Raw genomic sequence first — 15,889 nt, 5'->3', positions numbered from 1 at the left:
ATCAGTCCCAGTCGAAGTCGTTGAAAGCGGAACGAACGGAGTCCGGGCTCTCCTGGGGAGAGTGGTCGTCCCGGGCTGGCATGCGTGGAGCGGTCGCGCCGTCGCGCCATGGGTCTTGCTGCTCGGTCTCCTGTGCGGGGGCACCGGCGCGCAAGAGCGACGGTTGCTTCATGGGGTCCTCGGAGGCATCGAGCGGGTCCGCGCCGAACACGTCCCAGTCCATGGAATCGAGCGTGATCGAAGCGGACAGCTCATCCGACTCCTCGGGTCGCTTCCAGAACGCCAGCGCACCCGCAAGCTTCGTGAAGAATCCGGGCCCCTTGTGGCGGCGGACCTCGGGCCCGCCCTTGATCGCCGTGGCGTGGACGGGCGCGGGAGGCGCTGCCTGACCGAGCGGACGAACGGTTCCCGTGCAGGACTTGCAGGCATAGGTGCGCTCGACGGAGGGGACGCGGTACTTCTTGGAGCACCCGTCACAGATGGCGAAGATGTCAGTCATACGATGGGATTCGGGTCAAGTGTTGGCTTCGAGGTCCCGAGCAGCAGCGTGCCCTCTCGCTCGACGCAGGCGAGGAGAGAGCCGGATGTCTGCAGGGCCTGGAGCACTCGATCGTCCGGATCGAGCGCAAAGTGCGTGGGGGTCGGACGGTCGTCCTCCAGAAGAACTCCACTGCGGAGCACAGTCAGGGAACGGCCCGCCCGCGAGTGCGCCCTCAACGCGACGCTCTGCGAACGGGGCATCGGGGATATGCGTCCGCTGCCGAGGGCGAGAGCCAGTGATCGCATCCGGTCACCGGCCACGACGTCGAGGTGAAGCGTGGTGGTGTCGGCGGCCGCCATGTGCCAGACGATGCCCGGCAGCTGGAACTCGGCGACCCGCTTGCCCGCGCCCTCGAAGATGCGAATCGAAGGCTCGAGGGATCCCGAGGCGATCGCCAGCCGATCTCCTCCGAGGGCGACGATGCGCGCCATGGCGCCATGGGATTCGATGCCCACGCTCCAGAGCTGTGCGCCGCACTCCGCGTGCGCCGTCGCCCGGCGAACATCGAGTACCAGGAGCGCGGAATCGCGCCCGGCGTCCGTGATCTCCGTGAGCGACAGAGTGGGCTCCATCAGCTCGACGATCCGCTCCCAACCTCGGGCGAGGCCAGGATCGAGCGACCGGTAAAGCGCGTTATCCGCAGCGACCCACACCACGCCGCTCCTCGACTCGAGGAAGGCATCGACCTGACGAAACGGAACAGGCACGGCGGCTCCATCCGAGTAGCGGGTGATGCCTCCGCGGCCGACGACGAAGCCTGGCTCGCCGTCCTTGCCAGGTAGCACGCCGAGGCTTGCGGGCGGCAGGGGCTTCCAAACGACAGGCATCGGCGCGACCCCGATCGAGACAGGGCACGCCTCCGCCAGCGAGATCAGTCGCTGGGCGTCGTCGAGGCGCCATTGCTCATCCGGCTCCAGCAGCAGGCCGAGCAGCTCGGGCCACGGGGCGGGCAGCGCGGCATCGAAGGCCGGAAGGCCGAGACGCTGGGCCCGCACGACCTCCGCCGCTCCGCCTTCGAACGGCAGGCTCCCGTGCAGCAGCTCGTAGGCGAGAACGCCCAGGGAGTAGAGGTCGGAGGCACAGTTGAGTTCCCCGCGGAAGCGCTCGGGTGCCATGTACGCCGGCGTTCCGCTCAGCGCGTTCGGCCCGGAGGCGGCTCGCATGGCGCTCGCTCGTGCGAGCCCGAAGTCCGCCAGCTTGACGCCCCCTTCGGACGATCGATGGGGTGGACCGGCCAGGAACTCGCGGCTGAAGAGAACGTTCTCCGGCTTGATGTCGGCATGGACGTGTCCAGCGCGATGCAGCGCCTCGAGGCCCCGGGCGACGTCGAGGATGACCTCGACGGCTCGCTCCGTGGACCAGCCCTGTCCGCTCTGCCGGGCGCCCCGCATCGCGTCGCGAAGGCTCCCTCCCGCACAGTGCTCCAGGATCAGGTAGCCCGTTCCATCCGGCGCCTGCTCCAAATCGAGAAGCCGCACGATCGCATCGTTGTCCAGCCGAAGCAAGGTGTGAAGCTCGCGGGAGAACTGACTCGTGCGACCCTCGACGGGCGAGATCCGCTTGATCGCCACGGACTCTCCGGTCTCCCGGGACACCGCCCGGTAGACCGCCTGGTTCAGACTCTCCGACAGTCGCTCCACGATCTCGTAGCGATCGCCCAGGTGGGCCGAGACCCGTTGCAGCGCGATGGCGTCGGCGCCGCCCTGCCCTGGTGCCTGGTCTTTCGTGGTCGTGGAGGTCATGTTCGTGAAGAGTCCTGGTGGACGAACTCGGTCAGGCCGCCTTCGCCCGCGAGAGCTCAGCGATCACTTCACAGTGGCCGCCGCCCGCATCGAGAACGCCCATGACGTCATCGATTCGCTGCCGCGTCGTGATCACGAACGTCGAGCTCGGCCGCTGCGCCGGCTCGCCGCGAAGATCGTCCGCCGCCGGTGCCGAGGTCTGCAGACAGTCGAGTCGCGTTTCGGCGAAGTAGGAGAAGACGCCGCCGAGAAAGCCCGCCAGCAGACTGTCCGAGCACGCGCCGCGCCCCTTCACCACGGAGGAGTAGATAGGGTTCTTGACCGTCGCTGCGAGCACGCCGTGCTCGTGCTGGCTATAGTCCATCTCCAAGTGCCCCCAGCCGTCGTGGCTGAGCGCCTCGTGCACGAGCGCCGTGAACTTGGCCATCGCGAACTGCCTGGAGTTCGAGCCGTAGTAGCGCGACAGGTCCTCGTCGAGGTGGCGGGCGTGGATGTCTCCGTACTCCCAGCCGCACGTATAGAGGACCTCGTCGGTCGCCTCACCGCATTCGATCTCGATTCCCTCCAGGAAGCCCGACAGGAACGTCTCCGTCAGCGCCACGTAGCGGCGGCCATAGCGGTTCTTGAGGATGCCCGTCGCGAAGGAGACATTGAATGCGTGCGGCTCGGCAAAAAAGTTGCCGCCACGGTGTATTTCGGTGACCATGATGCTCTTGGGTTCGAGGAAAGGCGCCCTGGGGCTCAAACGCGCGGCGTCGCGGGCTCGGGGAAGTCGCTCAGGACCTCGATCACGCGGTCGAAGTATGGCGTCAGCGCCTTCGCTGCATCCATCGAGAGGCGCTCCAGGAACGACTGCTTCAGGAACGTGTACGAGTCGCGGATGAACGTCGGCGTGAAGCCAAAGGACGACTGAATCGTGCGGAACCAGAACAGCAGGCGCTCGTCGAGGTAGCTCATGTCGTTGAGCACCATCGACTGCGTGATCACGCGCACCGTCAGGGCTCCGTCGCGCTCTCCTTTCTCGCGGGCTTGCTCGTGAAACTTGTCCACCCGCGGATACTTCTTCTGCACTCGATCCATGAAGTCACGCACGGCCGCGGTCTCGACCTTTTCGACCTCGCTCGCGATCGCGAGGCGGGACGGGATCGACGCGGCGTAGCTGGAGATCGAACGGCACTCCTCGGTGGTGAGGTAGCGGTTCTCGCTTTCGTAGACGAGCTTGAGGATCGGTGAGTTCATGGTGTCTTCGGGCCGATGTCGGCGGTTTCGGTTGGTTTTTGGAGTCGTTTCGAGAGAGGGTAGCGCGGATCGCTCACCACTCGATCGTGGGGGACGTCTGCCTGGCGGGTTGCGGCGTGGGCCTGCTCGACGGGTTCCGTCGGGGCTGCGCCTTCCCAGACCAGTTCACGGCCGGAAGGAAGTCCGAGACGGCGAGGGAACCCACGATGACTCCCGTCGAGGGAGCGGCCGGGGCCGAACCGGAGCGCACGGACGCACGCTCCACCGCCTGAGGCGCGGGGGTGACCGTCCTGTTCGTTCGCATGTTCCGGCCCTTCCCCGACCAGTCGATGCCGCGAAGGAACGACTGTACTGGGACGGAACCGACGATCAGCGGCCCGGACGACGCACCGGCGTCCCGCGGGAGTTCTGCCGCGGCAAGAGGCTCTGAAGCGACCTGCGCGTCCGCCTCGGGCTGTTCCGTGCTCGCGCCATGGCGCGTGCTCAGCGTCTGGATGAGCGCCGCCAGCTTGGACTGATCGGTCAGCAGGCTGAGGACGTTCTCCACGGCCCCCGCGTCGAAGTCTCCGTGCCCGTTCCCAGCGAGCAGAGCCTGGAGTGCGGCCTCTTCGGGCAACGATCCGAGGAGGTCGCCCGTCTCTTCATCGCGGCACGGCTCGGAGTAGGTCTGGCCCAGGACGGACGCGATCTCTCGCCCTTCCGGAAGGTCGTCCAAGAAGTCGTCTTCGAACTCTCCGAGGTCCTCATCATCGAAGAACGCCTCTGCGTCCGATGCGGTCGCCCGCCGGGCCGACACACCGAGCAGCGTCTCCATGTCCATCGACTCGGGAAGCTCGTCGAGGAATTCGTCAAGGTCGCCGAGGTCGTTGCGGTCGTTCAGGTTCTCCTCAGACATCCTTGACCTTCCGCTGGATGTCCTTGGACGTGGCGCCCTCGTTCCTCCAGAACGCGGCGGCATCGACGCGCTTGGGACTCGCGATCAGGAACCGGCAGAAGTCGTCGCCCATGCCGTAGCACTGGATCTCGATGGAGCCAAGGTCGCGCTTCGCCAGTCCGGCGAACGTCGCGCCGAAGAGGCCGGCGTAGAAATGGCAGGCCACCTTGCCGATGTCCCCGAGCGATTTCGCGACCGCCGACTCGTAAAGGTCCACGAAAATGAGGCCCTGCTTGCCCTGGGTGAAGTCGTAGCGCCAGGTGCCCCAGCCCCCCATCGTGTACGGCCACCACCAGCTTTCGAGCACAAAGCCGATGCCCATCTTGCTGAAGTCGCACTCGAACTCATGGGTCATGCGCTTGTCGAGGAAGCGCTGGTCCTTCATGCCCCAGCGGTATCCTGCCTTGTACATCACGTCTCCGGCGGACTGCTCGCCCACCTCTGCCTCCAGGCCCTTTGCCATGCCGACGATGAAGTCTTCGGAGACGCGCAGAATGCGCTTGCCGTAGCGATCCACCAGTACGCCTTCCTGGCGATCGTGCTCGAAGAAGCGATCCTTGATGAAGTAGTTGTGAACGAACGGCTGCTCGCCCTCGACGCAACGGACGTGATCGCGGGTGACGCCGTCGGCGGCTTGTGACTTGATGAGTGCCATGTTGGGTGTCCTGGGATCAGTGTTTGTCGAGGTTGCGAACCTGTTCGTTGAGTTCGCGGAGTTCGTTGACGCGCGAACGCGTGATCAGCTTGCCTTTCGGCACAAGGATGGATCCGTCGATGGGGTGCAGGATGTTCGTGCCCGCACGCTTGCCGATCAGGCCATCGAGGTCTTCGGCGCGCTCGATGTACATGCCCTGGGGGAGCGTGATCACAACGCCCGGCCCGAGGACACGTGCCTGGCAGGCAAGCCGGCTCGTGGAATCGGCCGTCCCGACCATTTTGAGCGTGCGCTCCTCGCGCTCCGTTCTGGAGGTGAGCTGGTCCGCGCCCGCCGTGATATGCACGTGACAGGTCGCGCAGAGCCCTTTGCCCTTGCAGGCCATTTTGACGTCGACCTTGGTCGCCAGGAGTGCCTGGAGAATGTCGGTCTCGGTCGGAATATCGACCTGGGTGCCGAGGGGCTCGAGTTGAATCGTCTTCGCCATCGTGTACCTCAGGCCGCTTGCGCGGTCTCGGTGGATTCGTTCGACATCGTTCGAGAGATCGATGAGTAGAGTTCGTGGAGGAGCGCCATCGTGCGACCAGCGACACTAGCGGCAGACGTGGCGTCCCCGGTATCTTCGAGCGCGGCGTCGATCTGAGCTTTGAGGGCACGGAAGCGCAGTGGTGTCTCACCCATACCTTCCATGTGGTAGTCGAGGCCGGCGCCTGGCGATGGCTGAATCGAGAGGGCGCGGGCGAGCGGCTCGTAAAGCACCATCGAGCCCATACGCGAACCTTCAAGCACGTAGATGACGCCGAGGAGCGCCAGCGGCGTTTCGGTGGCAAGGCTCGAGCCGAATCGCGCGATGCGATCGACCGATCCGGCATCCATGGGCTTTCGCGCACCGCCAAGGGCAGCAAGGTCGCGCAGGAGCGCTGGCACCCGCGCCATCGAAGGGCTTGCGATGGACTCCGGAAGCGCCGGCAGGACGTCGGACTCGACGACCGTATGCAGCGCAAGCATGTGCTGGAGTAGCGTGAGGTAGGTCTCTCTTTCGATCGTCCCTTCGACCATCGCCCTCGCGACAGCCAGTTGCTCGATCGAGGTGTGTTCCCCGGCGATGGTCGCTCGCAGGAGCGTGGACGGAAGGGCGGCAGCGTGTTTCGTATCGGGGGACGTCATGACGGTGTAGGGGGCTCGTTGGGCGAGGCATCCGCGGGCCTCTCAGGTCTCTGCGTGGGTCGTTGACCCAAGCGACTGCTCAGGGAACGAAGCGCGTCGACGGCGCCCTTCTGGCGAATGCGTCTTGCGGGGCGGTCTGGAGCAGCGCAGGAGGACGGAAGCGGCCCGAGAGGCTCAGCGAATGGGGTCGATGCCGCTGTTTCAGCCGACTCGCCGTATTGACCAGGCTGCGGGATCTTGGTGGTGTCCACTGGCGACAGCAGCGCGGCCGGGTCGTCGGGGCGCAGGTATCCCTTGGCGATGCACGAGATCGTGCGCGGCACCGAACGGGGAAGGACCCCCGCCTCGCTCAGGAACTGCGCGAGACTCACGCTTCGATCCTTACGACACGTGGTCCACCACGATTGAATCGCGATGACATGCTCTGCTGCCACGAGACCGGAGCTTGCAAGAAGCTCAACGAGAATGAAGTTCTCGTCCGGTCCTGGTGGGGACGAAGGAGAGCTCATCGGTGGGGACCTCCTTCTGCTTCAAGAAGAGCGATGGAGATCCTCACGTGCCGCGACGGCACATGGGGGTAGACAGGGCACATGGGGGGGGCGGTCACGGACAAGGGGGGGGCGTCGCGTGCCAAGACAGGTATCGAGTCCATCACGGAGGTCTCTTGAGCTGTGTGGAGGAAATGCTCGGCGCTGCGACCTCAAGCAGCAGGGGCCGTCGGTCGACACGTTCGGGTATGACGAACGCCCGCAATACGGCGAAAGGAGCTCGTGCAGAGCAGGAGACGACAGATCCGGTCACACGGGACTTCAGCTTCGTGGAGGACACGCGTCGCAAGCTCGACGAATGGCTGCAAGGGATGACCCTTACGGCGGTGGGACTTCCCACGGAGCTGGCGCAGACCGCCTCCGAGAAGGGAGGTACCGTGACCCGGCACGTCACCCGAGCGTTCGTTTCACCGGACCACGTCTGGCTTCGCGCATCGGAGATCTTCAGCGACCGCGGAACGCTGATCCTCAACCTGGCAGCCTTCCCCGTGCCGCACTCGTATCTGCCGCTCATGCAGGTGGAGCTCATCATCGTTCGGTCGAGAGTCGTGCTGGCGATCTACGACTTGCACGATCTTCTGGCCAGGGAGGAATCGCTGTCGTCACCCGGTGCGCCTGCCACGGTCTGTCGATCGTTGAGGAAGCGTTTCGGCGCAGACCTTCCGCAGGTCGACGAGCGGCCCGAGTGGACGGAGGGAGTGCTCTCCTCCGAAGCGCTCTGGTCGAGGCCGATGACCGAGGATGCCTTGGTTCCTTCACTGCAAGCCCTGGATGCGTTCCTCGACGCCTGCAAGACCGCGTCCATGCGATCGAAGGCTGCCGGCTACCCGCGCCGAGCCGACGAAGCGGCCGCCGAGGTTGCGCAGTGCCTCGCGCGCGTCCGCCGCCAATCCCTGGAGGGAAATCCCTCGAAGCGGTTCCTGGAAACGACCTTCGGAAAGGCCTGGGCCGACCCGTTCTTGACCGACGTGCTCTACCCTGGCTTCCTGGCCGACGCGAATCGCCGTCCCTCGGTAGGGTGAGCGAGCGTTGAGACCGCAGACGGCCCGCCGGGGCTCGGCTCAACGAGCCTGGAGTTCGACGAGCGCTTCGCCCATCCTTCTGCCCACCAGGAGCGTTCCCGCCGCGTCGTAGTGGGCACCATTGGCGATGGAAGCGGCTGATGTGTCAACGTAAACGCTGCGCGGATCGCGGTTGGCCACCAGCTGCTGCGCCGCTGCGATCCGAAGCACCCAGGGATTCTCGCCACCGCCGAACTTCGTGTTCACCGCGAGAAGAGCGATCATCTCAGGAGCCGCGAGGTCGCGTCGAAGGGCGTAGAGAAGCGCCTCGAGCGCCGCAGGATAGCGCTCGGCCCCTGCCGCGTTCGCGTCGCTCTCGCCCTGGATCCAGAGCAACGCCTCAACCCTGGGCTCATGGCCCCGGGCACGCAGCTCGGCCATGGCGAGGGTGAACTCTTGGATCAGTGCCCGGTAGCAGGCCCCCTTGTCACCCGGGTCCTCTGGATCCCAGTCACCCAAGAGGCTCGTCCCACTGAATGCCACCTTGAGGATCGCCGCCTCCGAACGCGGATCGCCTGCTCGGCTCATGACGCAGCGAGCGAATCCAATCTCCGGCCCGAAGCCGCCGGAAGGATCGCGGAAGTTGCCGTATTGCCTGGGTCCGCTCTCCCTCTGCATGGGTGTACCTCGGGATTGAGCCTGAAGCGGAACCCAGCGCTGGCTCCCCTGAGTGGAATCGAACGCATCAGGCGGTGGATCTCCGACGCGCCACCAGAAGTGAACGCGTGCGTCGTCTGGCTCGTGGCTCAGTTGCGTCCCTGGTGCATCGAATCCGACGGCGTTCGACTGGCCCGCCACGATATACACCGCAAGCGGACTCTCCCCAACCTTCTCAGGAACGCTGCGGCAACCCGATGAAGGCGCCGAACCGATCGCGAGGCCCATGCATACGAGAACGGAAAGTGCCGAGTCCCTCATGCTTTGGAGCCCAGGAGCGAGACGTTCGACGCGTGCGGGATCTGGACGACGAAAGTAGCCCCGCCGCCTTCGGTTGGCTCCACCCAGACGCGGCCACCCAGGGTCGCGGTCGCCCGCCGAACGGCCGCCAGTCCCATACCGCTTCCCTCGGTATCGCGACCGGACTGGAGGGTCGTGAAGATGTCGAAGATCTCTTCACTGTACTCCTCGGCAATGCCCTGCCCGTTGTCCTCGATCTCGACGAGGCAGTCCGTGCCTTCCATCCGCCCACGCACGCGTATCCTCACGTCTGGTCGACCCGCGTGCTTGATGGCGTTGGCCATCACGTTGCGCAAGATGAGTCGGATCGCCCCCCTCTGCGCCGTCACTACGGGCAGACTTCCCACCTCGACGGTGCCATCCGGCGGAACGGTCAGAAGCTCCACGGTTGCACGCGCCTCCGCCGTGAGGTCGAGTTCCACGGGGTCCAGCGCTGCGCCCGCCCGGGTGAAGTCGAGGAGACCGCCCAGCAGCTCATCCATCTGGCCCGCCTTCGTTTGAAGCCTGCTGAGAAGATCAAGCGACTCATCGGACAGCGAGTTCTCGGAGTCCTCTTCGATCCATCTGGCGAAGTTGCGGATCGAGTGGAGCGGGGCCTTGAGGTCGTGCGAGGCCATACCCGCGAACTGATCGAGTTCGTAATTCCGGTCGCGCAGCGCCTCTTCGGTGCGCTCCCGCTGGGCCACTTCGACCTGGAGCTTCTCGGTGAGCGCCGCCATGCCCGGCAGCTGAAGGGCCCGCGGAAGGATGCGCGTCAGCGCGATCGCCGTGACGATGGAGATGATGGCTGTCAACGCCTTGAAGAGCGCGGAGACGCGATAGATCGGCCACCAGAAGATCGTGGCTTCCACGAGGTGCACGCTGCCGCAGGACAGGATGAACAGCGCGAAGAGCCAGGCGACACCTCGAAAAGCAAGACCTTCTCTCTTCCGAATGAAGTAGATCAGAATCGCGGGGATCGCGAAGTACGCGATACCCGTCGCGACGTCCGCCACGATGTGAATCCAACCATGAAGGTCGGTCCAGTTTCCGCAGTGCCAGCGCGGAGGAAAGTCACGGGTATCGAAGAGGATCTGCATGCACTTGGAGCGCAGATGATAGCGGGCGATCCAAGAGCAGACCGCACCATCACGTCACAGAACCCCGGTAATGGAATCGTCGGATCCAACCGCCGTACCTCCTGCAGACTTTCCAGGAGCCTGCTGAGAGATGCAGCGCAGGGCATGACGAGCGATGCCAGAATCTTGACAATCATGTTACGCCCGCGGGTTCCCGTTTGGATTCGCGGTGACCGTGGAGGTCTCACCCTTGCAGGATCGCGCTACCACACTCTTTCTCCGCTACCGGCGGTCCGGCGACGGAAAGGCTCTCGGGCGACTCTTCGATCTCGTCGGGCCGGAGATGCTCCGCGTGGCACGACACCTGGGCGCGAGTATCGCGGGGGCGGAGGACCTCGTGCAGTCCACCTTCTTGAGCGCCATGGAGCGGGCGCACACGTTCGAGAGCGAGCGCGCCGTGCGCCCATGGCTTTTCGGAATCCTGATCCGAGAGGCAGCAAGGACGAGGCAGGCCGAGGCGCGAACCCCGGATCTGCAGCGGTTGACGAGCCGGGACGGAGAAGACAGCCCGCTGGATGCGGTTCTCGGTGCTGAGACAGCGGCGCTGGTAGGGCAGGCCATTCAGCGGCTGCCGCAGCACTACCGAGACGTGCTCGACCCGCACCTCTTGCGCGGTCAGAGCGCCACCGAGATCGCGCTCCGAGCGGGCCGCGAGTCCGGGCAGGGGCCAAGCTCGGCCCAGGTCCGCGTGCAGATCGCGCGCGGGCTGGAGCGGCTGCGCCGGATGCTTCCGGGCGGGCTCTCGCTGGGCGCCGTGGGCGCACTGTCCGCCGGGCGCGGCGAGGCCGCCGTCCGGCGAGCGATCGTCGAAGCCGCGCGGTCGATGCCCGCTGCGGCCGCCACCGGCCCCGCCTCTCTCACCGCCGCCACCGTTTGGATTCCCACAGGACTGCTCATGGGCAAAGCACTGATCGCACTCGCCGGTATCGCCACGGCGGCCGTCGCCACCCTGGCCCTTCACCCCGGATCCGAGGGGAGCACGGACCTCTCGAGGGAAGACACCCTGGAGGTCGCGGAGTCCGAGGCGACCGAACTGGTCGCCCCCGAGAAAGAGGCCGAAACGAGGATCTCGTCGCCGAAGGCACAAGCGCGTGAGTTCGAACGCGAAGCGACGCCGAGCTTCGTCGACGCCACGCTCGTTTCCAGCGAAGAGAAGGCAAACGCTCCTTGGGCAGGCGTGGTTCTCGAAGCGAACGGGGAGCCAGCCCGAGACGCCTGGGTCGAGGTTCGCTTCACGGAGGAAGAGTTCGCGCCGCTGCGCGTGAGGGCCGACGCCACGACGGGCCGATTCACGCTGCCGATCCCGGACGGAACGCCCTACGTCGCGGGCCACGCGCCCGGTCGAGCGAGCGCAGCCGTGGTCGCACTCACGGACGATGCCAGGAGTGAGCCGATTCAGTTGCACCTGCGTGGGCCAGGCTCAGCACTGCGCCTGCGCATCCTCGACGACGAGGACGAGCCGATCGAGGGTGCCAGGGTCTCCGTGCGCGAGGACGGCGCAGGCGGCCAGTTCCAGGCGCGAGGCTTCAAGGGCCCGGACTGGCGGTGGAGCGCAGCTTCCAACGCCGACGGCGAGGCGCTCTTCACCGACCTGTTCCACGTCGGGCATACCGTGAAGGTCGCCGCCCCCGGACATGAGCGGCCGCTACTCCATAAGAGCTTCCTTTGCCCACCGCTGGAACCTGGAAAGGAGCGCTTCCTCGAGGTGAAGCTCGAGCTCGGCGCGGTCCTCGTCGGCCGCGTCACATCCGAAGACGGCACACCGCTGGAGGGCTCCTTCATTCAAGGCCCGGGCGGGGATGGCAGGCTGCTGGCGACGAGCGGCCCCGACGGTCGCTTCGAGCTGCGAGGCCTCCAGCCGGGAGAGCAGGAGGTCCACGCGGGGAATAACCATCTGAGGCAAGTGCGAATCCAGAGGACCCTGCGACTGGATACCGATCGAGTCGAGCGCTGGGATCCCGTGCTACGGCCACAACGCCGACTCTCCGGAACGCTCGTCGACCACCTGGGAGCGCCGCTTGTGGGCTGGTCTCTTCGGGGCCACACGGATGACTTCGGAAGCTACTACGGCTTTGGCTACTCAGGCGCCGGCGGGGAGTTCACGCTGACCGGGGTACCCGAAGGCGCTTACTTCGTGACTGCGCAATCGGTGCCCGGATACGACCGGAGCCTTCCGATCGGCGTGTTCCAGGATTTCGACCGGGAAGGGGCTGACGTACGCCTGGTACTGCCAGAGAGTGCACTCGCGCTGGGAGTCGTCCAGGGTCGCGTGCGGTACGCCGACGGGGCTCCCGTGGAGTCCGTTCGATTGTTGGTTTTCTCCCTCGCTACGGGATGGGGCTCATTCTCGCCGCTGGAGCCAGATGGTTCCTTCCGGGCCGCGAGCCACTTCGACGGCGAGTACCGACTGGGTTTCGTTCAGGGAGACGACCTCAACTTCCCGATGTCGGAACGCACCCTTCAGTTCGTGTCAGGTCAAGTCCTCGATCTGGGCGAGATCGTGCTCGAGAAACCCGGGAGACGGTCAATCACCCCCTCGAGTGCGAAGTATCCCGTTGCTTCGGCGGGCACCGATTCCACGGGGCTCCCGGGCACCTTCCGCTGGATGCTGATTCGAGACGCCGAAGGCCGCGGACCCGGTGCCATGACGGACCTCCCGTGGCCTCTCCCCGAGCCCGTTCGGCTTCCGCCCGGCGAGTACCGACTCAAGCTACAGGCCTCCCACTTCCGCGCGGACCCGACCCGGATCACGATTCGCTCGGGCCAGGATACGGAGCTTCGGATCCCCCTCCAATCAGCCACCGAGCTTCGCTTCACCTTCGTCTCCGAGTCCGGCGTTCCCTTCTCGGGCGAAGTCGACCTCCAGATCCTCCACATCGAGACCCGCACCGAACTCCAGCGCCTCACCGTTCCCGCAGGAGAGCCACTCGTTCTCGATCTCGAGCCCATGCCCGGCGGGCGGACGTTCCTGGCGACCGCGACGGATGAGAAGGGGACGGAACTCCAGGGTTCCATCGGCGGCTGCCTGTCCGGAGGCTACCGCTCGAACCACGACTTCACGATCCAGCTGCTTCCGCGGTAGCCAAGGCCTTCGGGCCGGCGCTCCTTCACTCGGACCCGAGCTGGACGTCGATCGAGTTCAAACCGGGCGCGAGCGGAATCTCCTTGTTCTCGAAGCGTGATCCGGTGTGGCTGAAGATCTTCAGGTCGCAGGTAGCCCCTGCCAGCGGTCCCAGAAACAGCGTTGCCGATTCGAAGTAGATCGCCGATGTTCTCCGATTCGCCCCCTTCAACATGATGAAGCCACCGGGTGCCAGCGCTCCATCCGGGCCGACCATCGTCGCTTCGAGGAAGGCGGGCTCGACGTCACGGGGACACCGTATCTCCTCGCCATCCCCTTCGAACTGAAGCGGTTCCGATGCGAAGACGCCTCCGATGAAGTCGGTCCATTCGACCGAGACGCTCGCGCCGTCGCGAAGGCCGGAGATCGTGACCAGCCCGCCATCGGACGGATAGAACTCGATCGAGGACTTCCCGATGGCCCGCTGCTGCTCGTGGCGCAGGCCGAACACGGCGCGGTAGAGCGCCTGGGAGAGCTCGGGACGTGGCGCAGCGGGATCGGAGAAGCTCCCGAACGGCGAGTCCGTGTAGCGAAGGGTGATCGAGGGCTGGAGCTTCGGATCGGTCGACGCGAGGGACGGCGGCATTCGCACGCGCAGCGAGGGTGCTTTCGCAAGGCTCACCGTCCAGACTTCGCTGGCTTCGCTCGACGGAGCGCCCGCCGGTCCTGGCGGCGGCGTCACCCGAACGAACTCGTAGCCGGGAGACAGCACATCGATCCAGCCCTCCGGCCCGAGGCTCACTTCCGCGAGTCCCTCCCGGTCCGTCGTGACCGCTTGCACCGAAGAGGCGACTCCTGCGACGATCGGTTCCGTTCCGGCACCTCTCTCTCCCACGATTCGCACCCGCAGATGAGGCAGCCGCCGCACTTGAATCTCGCCGAGGTTCTGCCGGTGGCTAAGCGGGTCAACCTTGAACGTGTGCCGGTCCTGCGCGACCGCCCCATGATCCCGGGCCTCGAGTCCCACGGTGAACGCAGGTCGTTCACCGATGTCGAAGACAAAGCTCTGCGTTCCGTCCGCCGCCTCCCGTGGCGTCCCCAAGATCTCGTGCATCCCGATCGAGAAACGTCCGTGAGTATTCGTCTGGAACCCGAAGAACTCCTCCACCGTCTCTCCACCTTCTCCTCCGGAGGCGCTTTCTGCAAAGGTCCGCACGCCCATGCCGTCGCCCACATAGGGCGCGCCCGAATCCTCCCACACCATGCGGCCAAAGACGCGCGGAAGCGCTCTCAGATCGACCGTGGTCACTTCCGGTCCAGTGGGAACTCCGATGACATCCTTCGCGTTGACAGCTGACTCACCGTTCACGGTATTCACGAGGAAACCCTCCGGGATCCCAAGGTTCAGCCTTTCCATGCGGGCCGGAAGCTCGACGTCGATCGCTCCCTCGAGGTCCGTCTCCACCGGAGCGATTCGCTGGATCAACCCCATGCGATCCAGCTCCTCACGGACGTCAAGCCCCATGCCGTACACTCCGCCGGCCAGCGCGACACCGCCTGCATTCAAGGTGAACCGAATCCGTTCTTCAGGCGGCGCCCCATCGACGGTGACCCGCATACGCACACGGGGTCGCGCGAGGAGTTCGATCGACTCGACGGCCCCCGCTTCGAGCGCCGCGCATCGCCGGTTCACCGGCAAGGAGCCCGGTGCGCTTGCCACGATCTGAAGAGCGATCCCTGCCGGCACGGCACAGCGGGCATCTCCACCCACTACCAGGGGATGCAGAGTATCGCCCGCGTCGATCCAGGCTCCGAACGCGTCGGCTCGCGGCACGCCATCGGGTCCTCGGAACTCGACGTAGGCCGATTCTTCCGGGACTTCGACGTCGGAGGCCGCTACCGGGTCCTCGGCGTCAGGCGACAACAGCACCGCATCGCGCCCCGTACCTGGTTGCGCTTCCGGTAGCGTGAGCTGCGCGACGTCGGTGGCGGGCGCCTCGTTCACGGGAACGGGATCGACGCCAACCTCGGTTGCGCGTAGCTGAAAGAACGCGATTCCACCGAGCGCGAGCACTGCGGCGGTCACGAGGGTGAGTTTCTGGAGTCCCATGGTGATCAGAGTCGGGGGTATCAGTGTCGCGGGCAGCAGAGCCGTCGACGGGGTCGCGGGCGCCGGGGCCCCGTATGGAATCGCCGGGAGCGGCGTGGCGAGGACCACGAGTGCCCGACGGGCGCGATCGGCCTGGACTCGATCGTGCTCATCAGGACCCAGGCGACGACCCAGCCCGGTCCGCAGCCGCTCCAGGGCCCGTGACAGGCGCTTGCGCATGACGATCGGCGAGACGTCCGCGCGCCGCGCGAGTTCCGCGGGCGAGATCCCGTCCACGTGCCGTTGCACGAGCAGCGTCCGATCCGCGGGATCGAGATCGCGCAGGGCCTTCACGAGTTCCTCGTGCAGCCGCAGTGCGTCATCCGCCTTCTCGGCGAGCAAGGTGTCCACGGCCGACGCGCGCTCTTCGCCCTCACGCTCCAGGAACGCGTGCTCCAGGTTCTTTCGACGGTAGCGCCGGATCGCCAGTCTGCGCGTGACGGTGCGGAGCCAGGCGCGCAGACTCGGTCCCTGGTCGGGCACGTTGGACGCAAGGGCCTCCGCCATGACGTCCTGGGTGAGGTCGCGCACGTCTTCCTCGTCCCGCAGCATGGACCGGGCGATCTGACGAACCCAGCTGGCCTGCTCGAGCAGATAACTCGCGCCCCAGGGGTCGGGATCGCTGCGGTCGGGAGGGGAATCGGACATCACGGGACCCTGTGCATCGAAGGCAGAGTTCGTGACCCTCGATCGAGAGAAAATCCCGGCGAGCCGCCC

Annotated in this window: 13 protein-coding genes; 2 read left to right on the top strand and 11 right to left on the bottom strand. The window is 65.9% G+C overall.

Annotated features, from left to right (window positions below; all coding sequences use genetic code 11):
• Nucleotide 1 precedes the first annotated feature (1 nt).
• The 8 genes from Poly30_RS00525 to Poly30_RS00490 all read right to left on the bottom strand — a co-directional run bounded on the left by Poly30_RS00525 (nucleotide 2) and on the right by Poly30_RS00490 (nucleotide 6,278).
• Nucleotides 2–499 carry a hypothetical protein gene (locus Poly30_RS00525; protein WP_145194070.1) on the bottom strand — a complete coding sequence of 166 codons (498 nt, stop codon included), beginning with the start codon at nucleotides 497–499 and terminating at the stop codon, nucleotides 2–4.
• A complete protein-coding gene (locus Poly30_RS00520) occupies nucleotides 496–2,283 on the bottom strand; it encodes a protein kinase domain-containing protein (protein WP_145194069.1) in 1,788 nt (595 codons plus the stop codon). The genes Poly30_RS00525 and Poly30_RS00520 overlap by 4 nt, the downstream gene beginning before the upstream one ends.
• Nucleotides 2,284–2,314: 31 nt before the next feature.
• Nucleotides 2,315–2,989: a hypothetical protein gene (locus Poly30_RS00515; protein ID WP_145194068.1), complete on the bottom strand. Its 675-nt coding sequence runs from the start codon at nucleotides 2,987–2,989 to the stop codon at nucleotides 2,315–2,317.
• 35 nt (nucleotides 2,990–3,024) lie between these two features.
• Nucleotides 3,025–3,522, bottom strand: a complete 498-nt coding sequence (locus tag Poly30_RS00510) for a globin family protein (RefSeq protein WP_145194067.1) — start codon at nucleotides 3,520–3,522, stop codon at nucleotides 3,025–3,027.
• A gap of 73 nt (nucleotides 3,523–3,595) precedes the next feature.
• Nucleotides 3,596–4,417: a hypothetical protein gene (locus Poly30_RS00505; protein ID WP_145194066.1), complete on the bottom strand. Its 822-nt coding sequence runs from the start codon at nucleotides 4,415–4,417 to the stop codon at nucleotides 3,596–3,598.
• The gene (locus tag Poly30_RS00500; protein WP_145194065.1) at nucleotides 4,410–5,111 is read right to left on the bottom strand and encodes a V4R domain-containing protein; all 702 of its coding nucleotides are present in this window, start codon (nucleotides 5,109–5,111) and stop codon (nucleotides 4,410–4,412) included. The genes Poly30_RS00505 and Poly30_RS00500 overlap by 8 nt, the downstream gene beginning before the upstream one ends.
• Nucleotides 5,112–5,127: 16 nt before the next feature.
• Complete coding sequence (locus tag Poly30_RS00495) at nucleotides 5,128–5,598, bottom strand: 2Fe-2S iron-sulfur cluster-binding protein (RefSeq protein ID WP_145194064.1); 471 nt, start codon at nucleotides 5,596–5,598, stop codon at nucleotides 5,128–5,130.
• An 8-nt stretch (nucleotides 5,599–5,606) separates the two neighbouring features.
• The gene (locus Poly30_RS00490) at nucleotides 5,607–6,278 is read right to left on the bottom strand and encodes a biliverdin-producing heme oxygenase (protein WP_145194063.1); all 672 of its coding nucleotides are present in this window, start codon (nucleotides 6,276–6,278) and stop codon (nucleotides 5,607–5,609) included.
• Nucleotides 6,279–7,014: 736 nt separating this feature from the next.
• Between Poly30_RS00490 and Poly30_RS00485 the strand changes: the two genes are divergently transcribed.
• Entirely contained in the window at nucleotides 7,015–7,848 is an 834-nt protein-coding gene (locus Poly30_RS00485) for a hypothetical protein (RefSeq protein ID WP_419190781.1), read from the top strand.
• Nucleotides 7,849–7,887: 39 nt separating this feature from the next.
• On the opposite strand, the gene Poly30_RS00480 is transcribed toward Poly30_RS00485, so the two are convergent.
• Together Poly30_RS00480 and Poly30_RS00475 are read right to left on the bottom strand one after the other, a co-directional pair.
• Complete coding sequence (locus Poly30_RS00480; protein WP_419191393.1) at nucleotides 7,888–8,772, bottom strand: sialate O-acetylesterase; 885 nt, start codon at nucleotides 8,770–8,772, stop codon at nucleotides 7,888–7,890.
• Between the two features lie 29 nt (nucleotides 8,773–8,801).
• Nucleotides 8,802–9,923, bottom strand: coding sequence for a sensor histidine kinase (locus Poly30_RS00475; RefSeq protein WP_145194060.1), 1,122 nt, complete (start codon nucleotides 9,921–9,923; stop codon nucleotides 8,802–8,804).
• A gap of 229 nt (nucleotides 9,924–10,152) precedes the next feature.
• On the opposite strand from Poly30_RS00475, the gene Poly30_RS00470 reads away from it, so the two are divergent.
• A complete protein-coding gene (locus Poly30_RS00470; protein ID WP_145194059.1) occupies nucleotides 10,153–13,044 on the top strand; it encodes a sigma-70 family RNA polymerase sigma factor in 2,892 nt (963 codons plus the stop codon).
• A gap of 25 nt (nucleotides 13,045–13,069) precedes the next feature.
• Here the strand turns inward: Poly30_RS00470 and Poly30_RS00465 are convergent, their stop codons facing one another.
• On the bottom strand, nucleotides 13,070–15,820 hold the full coding sequence (locus tag Poly30_RS00465) for a sigma-70 family RNA polymerase sigma factor (RefSeq protein WP_145194058.1): 2,751 nt from the start codon (nucleotides 15,818–15,820) through the stop codon (nucleotides 13,070–13,072).
• Between the last annotated feature and the right edge of the window lie 69 nt (nucleotides 15,821–15,889).

The sequence above is a fragment of the Saltatorellus ferox genome, assembly GCA_007751475.1.
Classification (GTDB): domain Bacteria; phylum Planctomycetota; class UBA1135; order UBA1135.
The sequence above is the reverse complement of the archived record's forward strand: the minus strand, read 5'-3'. Positions and strand labels throughout refer to the sequence as shown.

Bases quoted from the DNA above. Each gene is read 5' to 3' on its own strand.
- Poly30_RS00525 (WP_145194070.1), bottom strand. From the start codon at position 499: ATGACTGACATCTTCGCCATCTGTGACGGGTGCTCCAAGAAGTACCGC.
- Poly30_RS00520 (WP_145194069.1), bottom strand. From the start codon at position 2,283: ATGACCTCCACGACCACGAAAGACCAGGCACCAGGGCAGGGCGGCGCC.
- Poly30_RS00515 (WP_145194068.1), bottom strand. From the start codon at position 2,989: ATGGTCACCGAAATACACCGTGGCGGCAACTTTTTTGCCGAGCCGCAC.
- Poly30_RS00510 (WP_145194067.1), bottom strand. From the start codon at position 3,522: ATGAACTCACCGATCCTCAAGCTCGTCTACGAAAGCGAGAACCGCTAC.
- Poly30_RS00505 (WP_145194066.1), bottom strand. From the start codon at position 4,417: ATGTCTGAGGAGAACCTGAACGACCGCAACGACCTCGGCGACCTTGAC.
- Poly30_RS00500 (WP_145194065.1), bottom strand. From the start codon at position 5,111: ATGGCACTCATCAAGTCACAAGCCGCCGACGGCGTCACCCGCGATCAC.
- Poly30_RS00495 (WP_145194064.1), bottom strand. From the start codon at position 5,598: ATGGCGAAGACGATTCAACTCGAGCCCCTCGGCACCCAGGTCGATATT.
- Poly30_RS00490 (WP_145194063.1), bottom strand. From the start codon at position 6,278: ATGACGTCCCCCGATACGAAACACGCTGCCGCCCTTCCGTCCACGCTC.
- Poly30_RS00485 (WP_419190781.1), top strand. From the start codon at position 7,015: ATGACGAACGCCCGCAATACGGCGAAAGGAGCTCGTGCAGAGCAGGAG.
- Poly30_RS00480 (WP_419191393.1), bottom strand. From the start codon at position 8,772: ATGGGCCTCGCGATCGGTTCGGCGCCTTCATCGGGTTGCCGCAGCGTT.
- Poly30_RS00475 (WP_145194060.1), bottom strand. From the start codon at position 9,923: ATGCAGATCCTCTTCGATACCCGTGACTTTCCTCCGCGCTGGCACTGC.
- Poly30_RS00465 (WP_145194058.1), bottom strand. From the start codon at position 15,820: ATGTCCGATTCCCCTCCCGACCGCAGCGATCCCGACCCCTGGGGCGCG.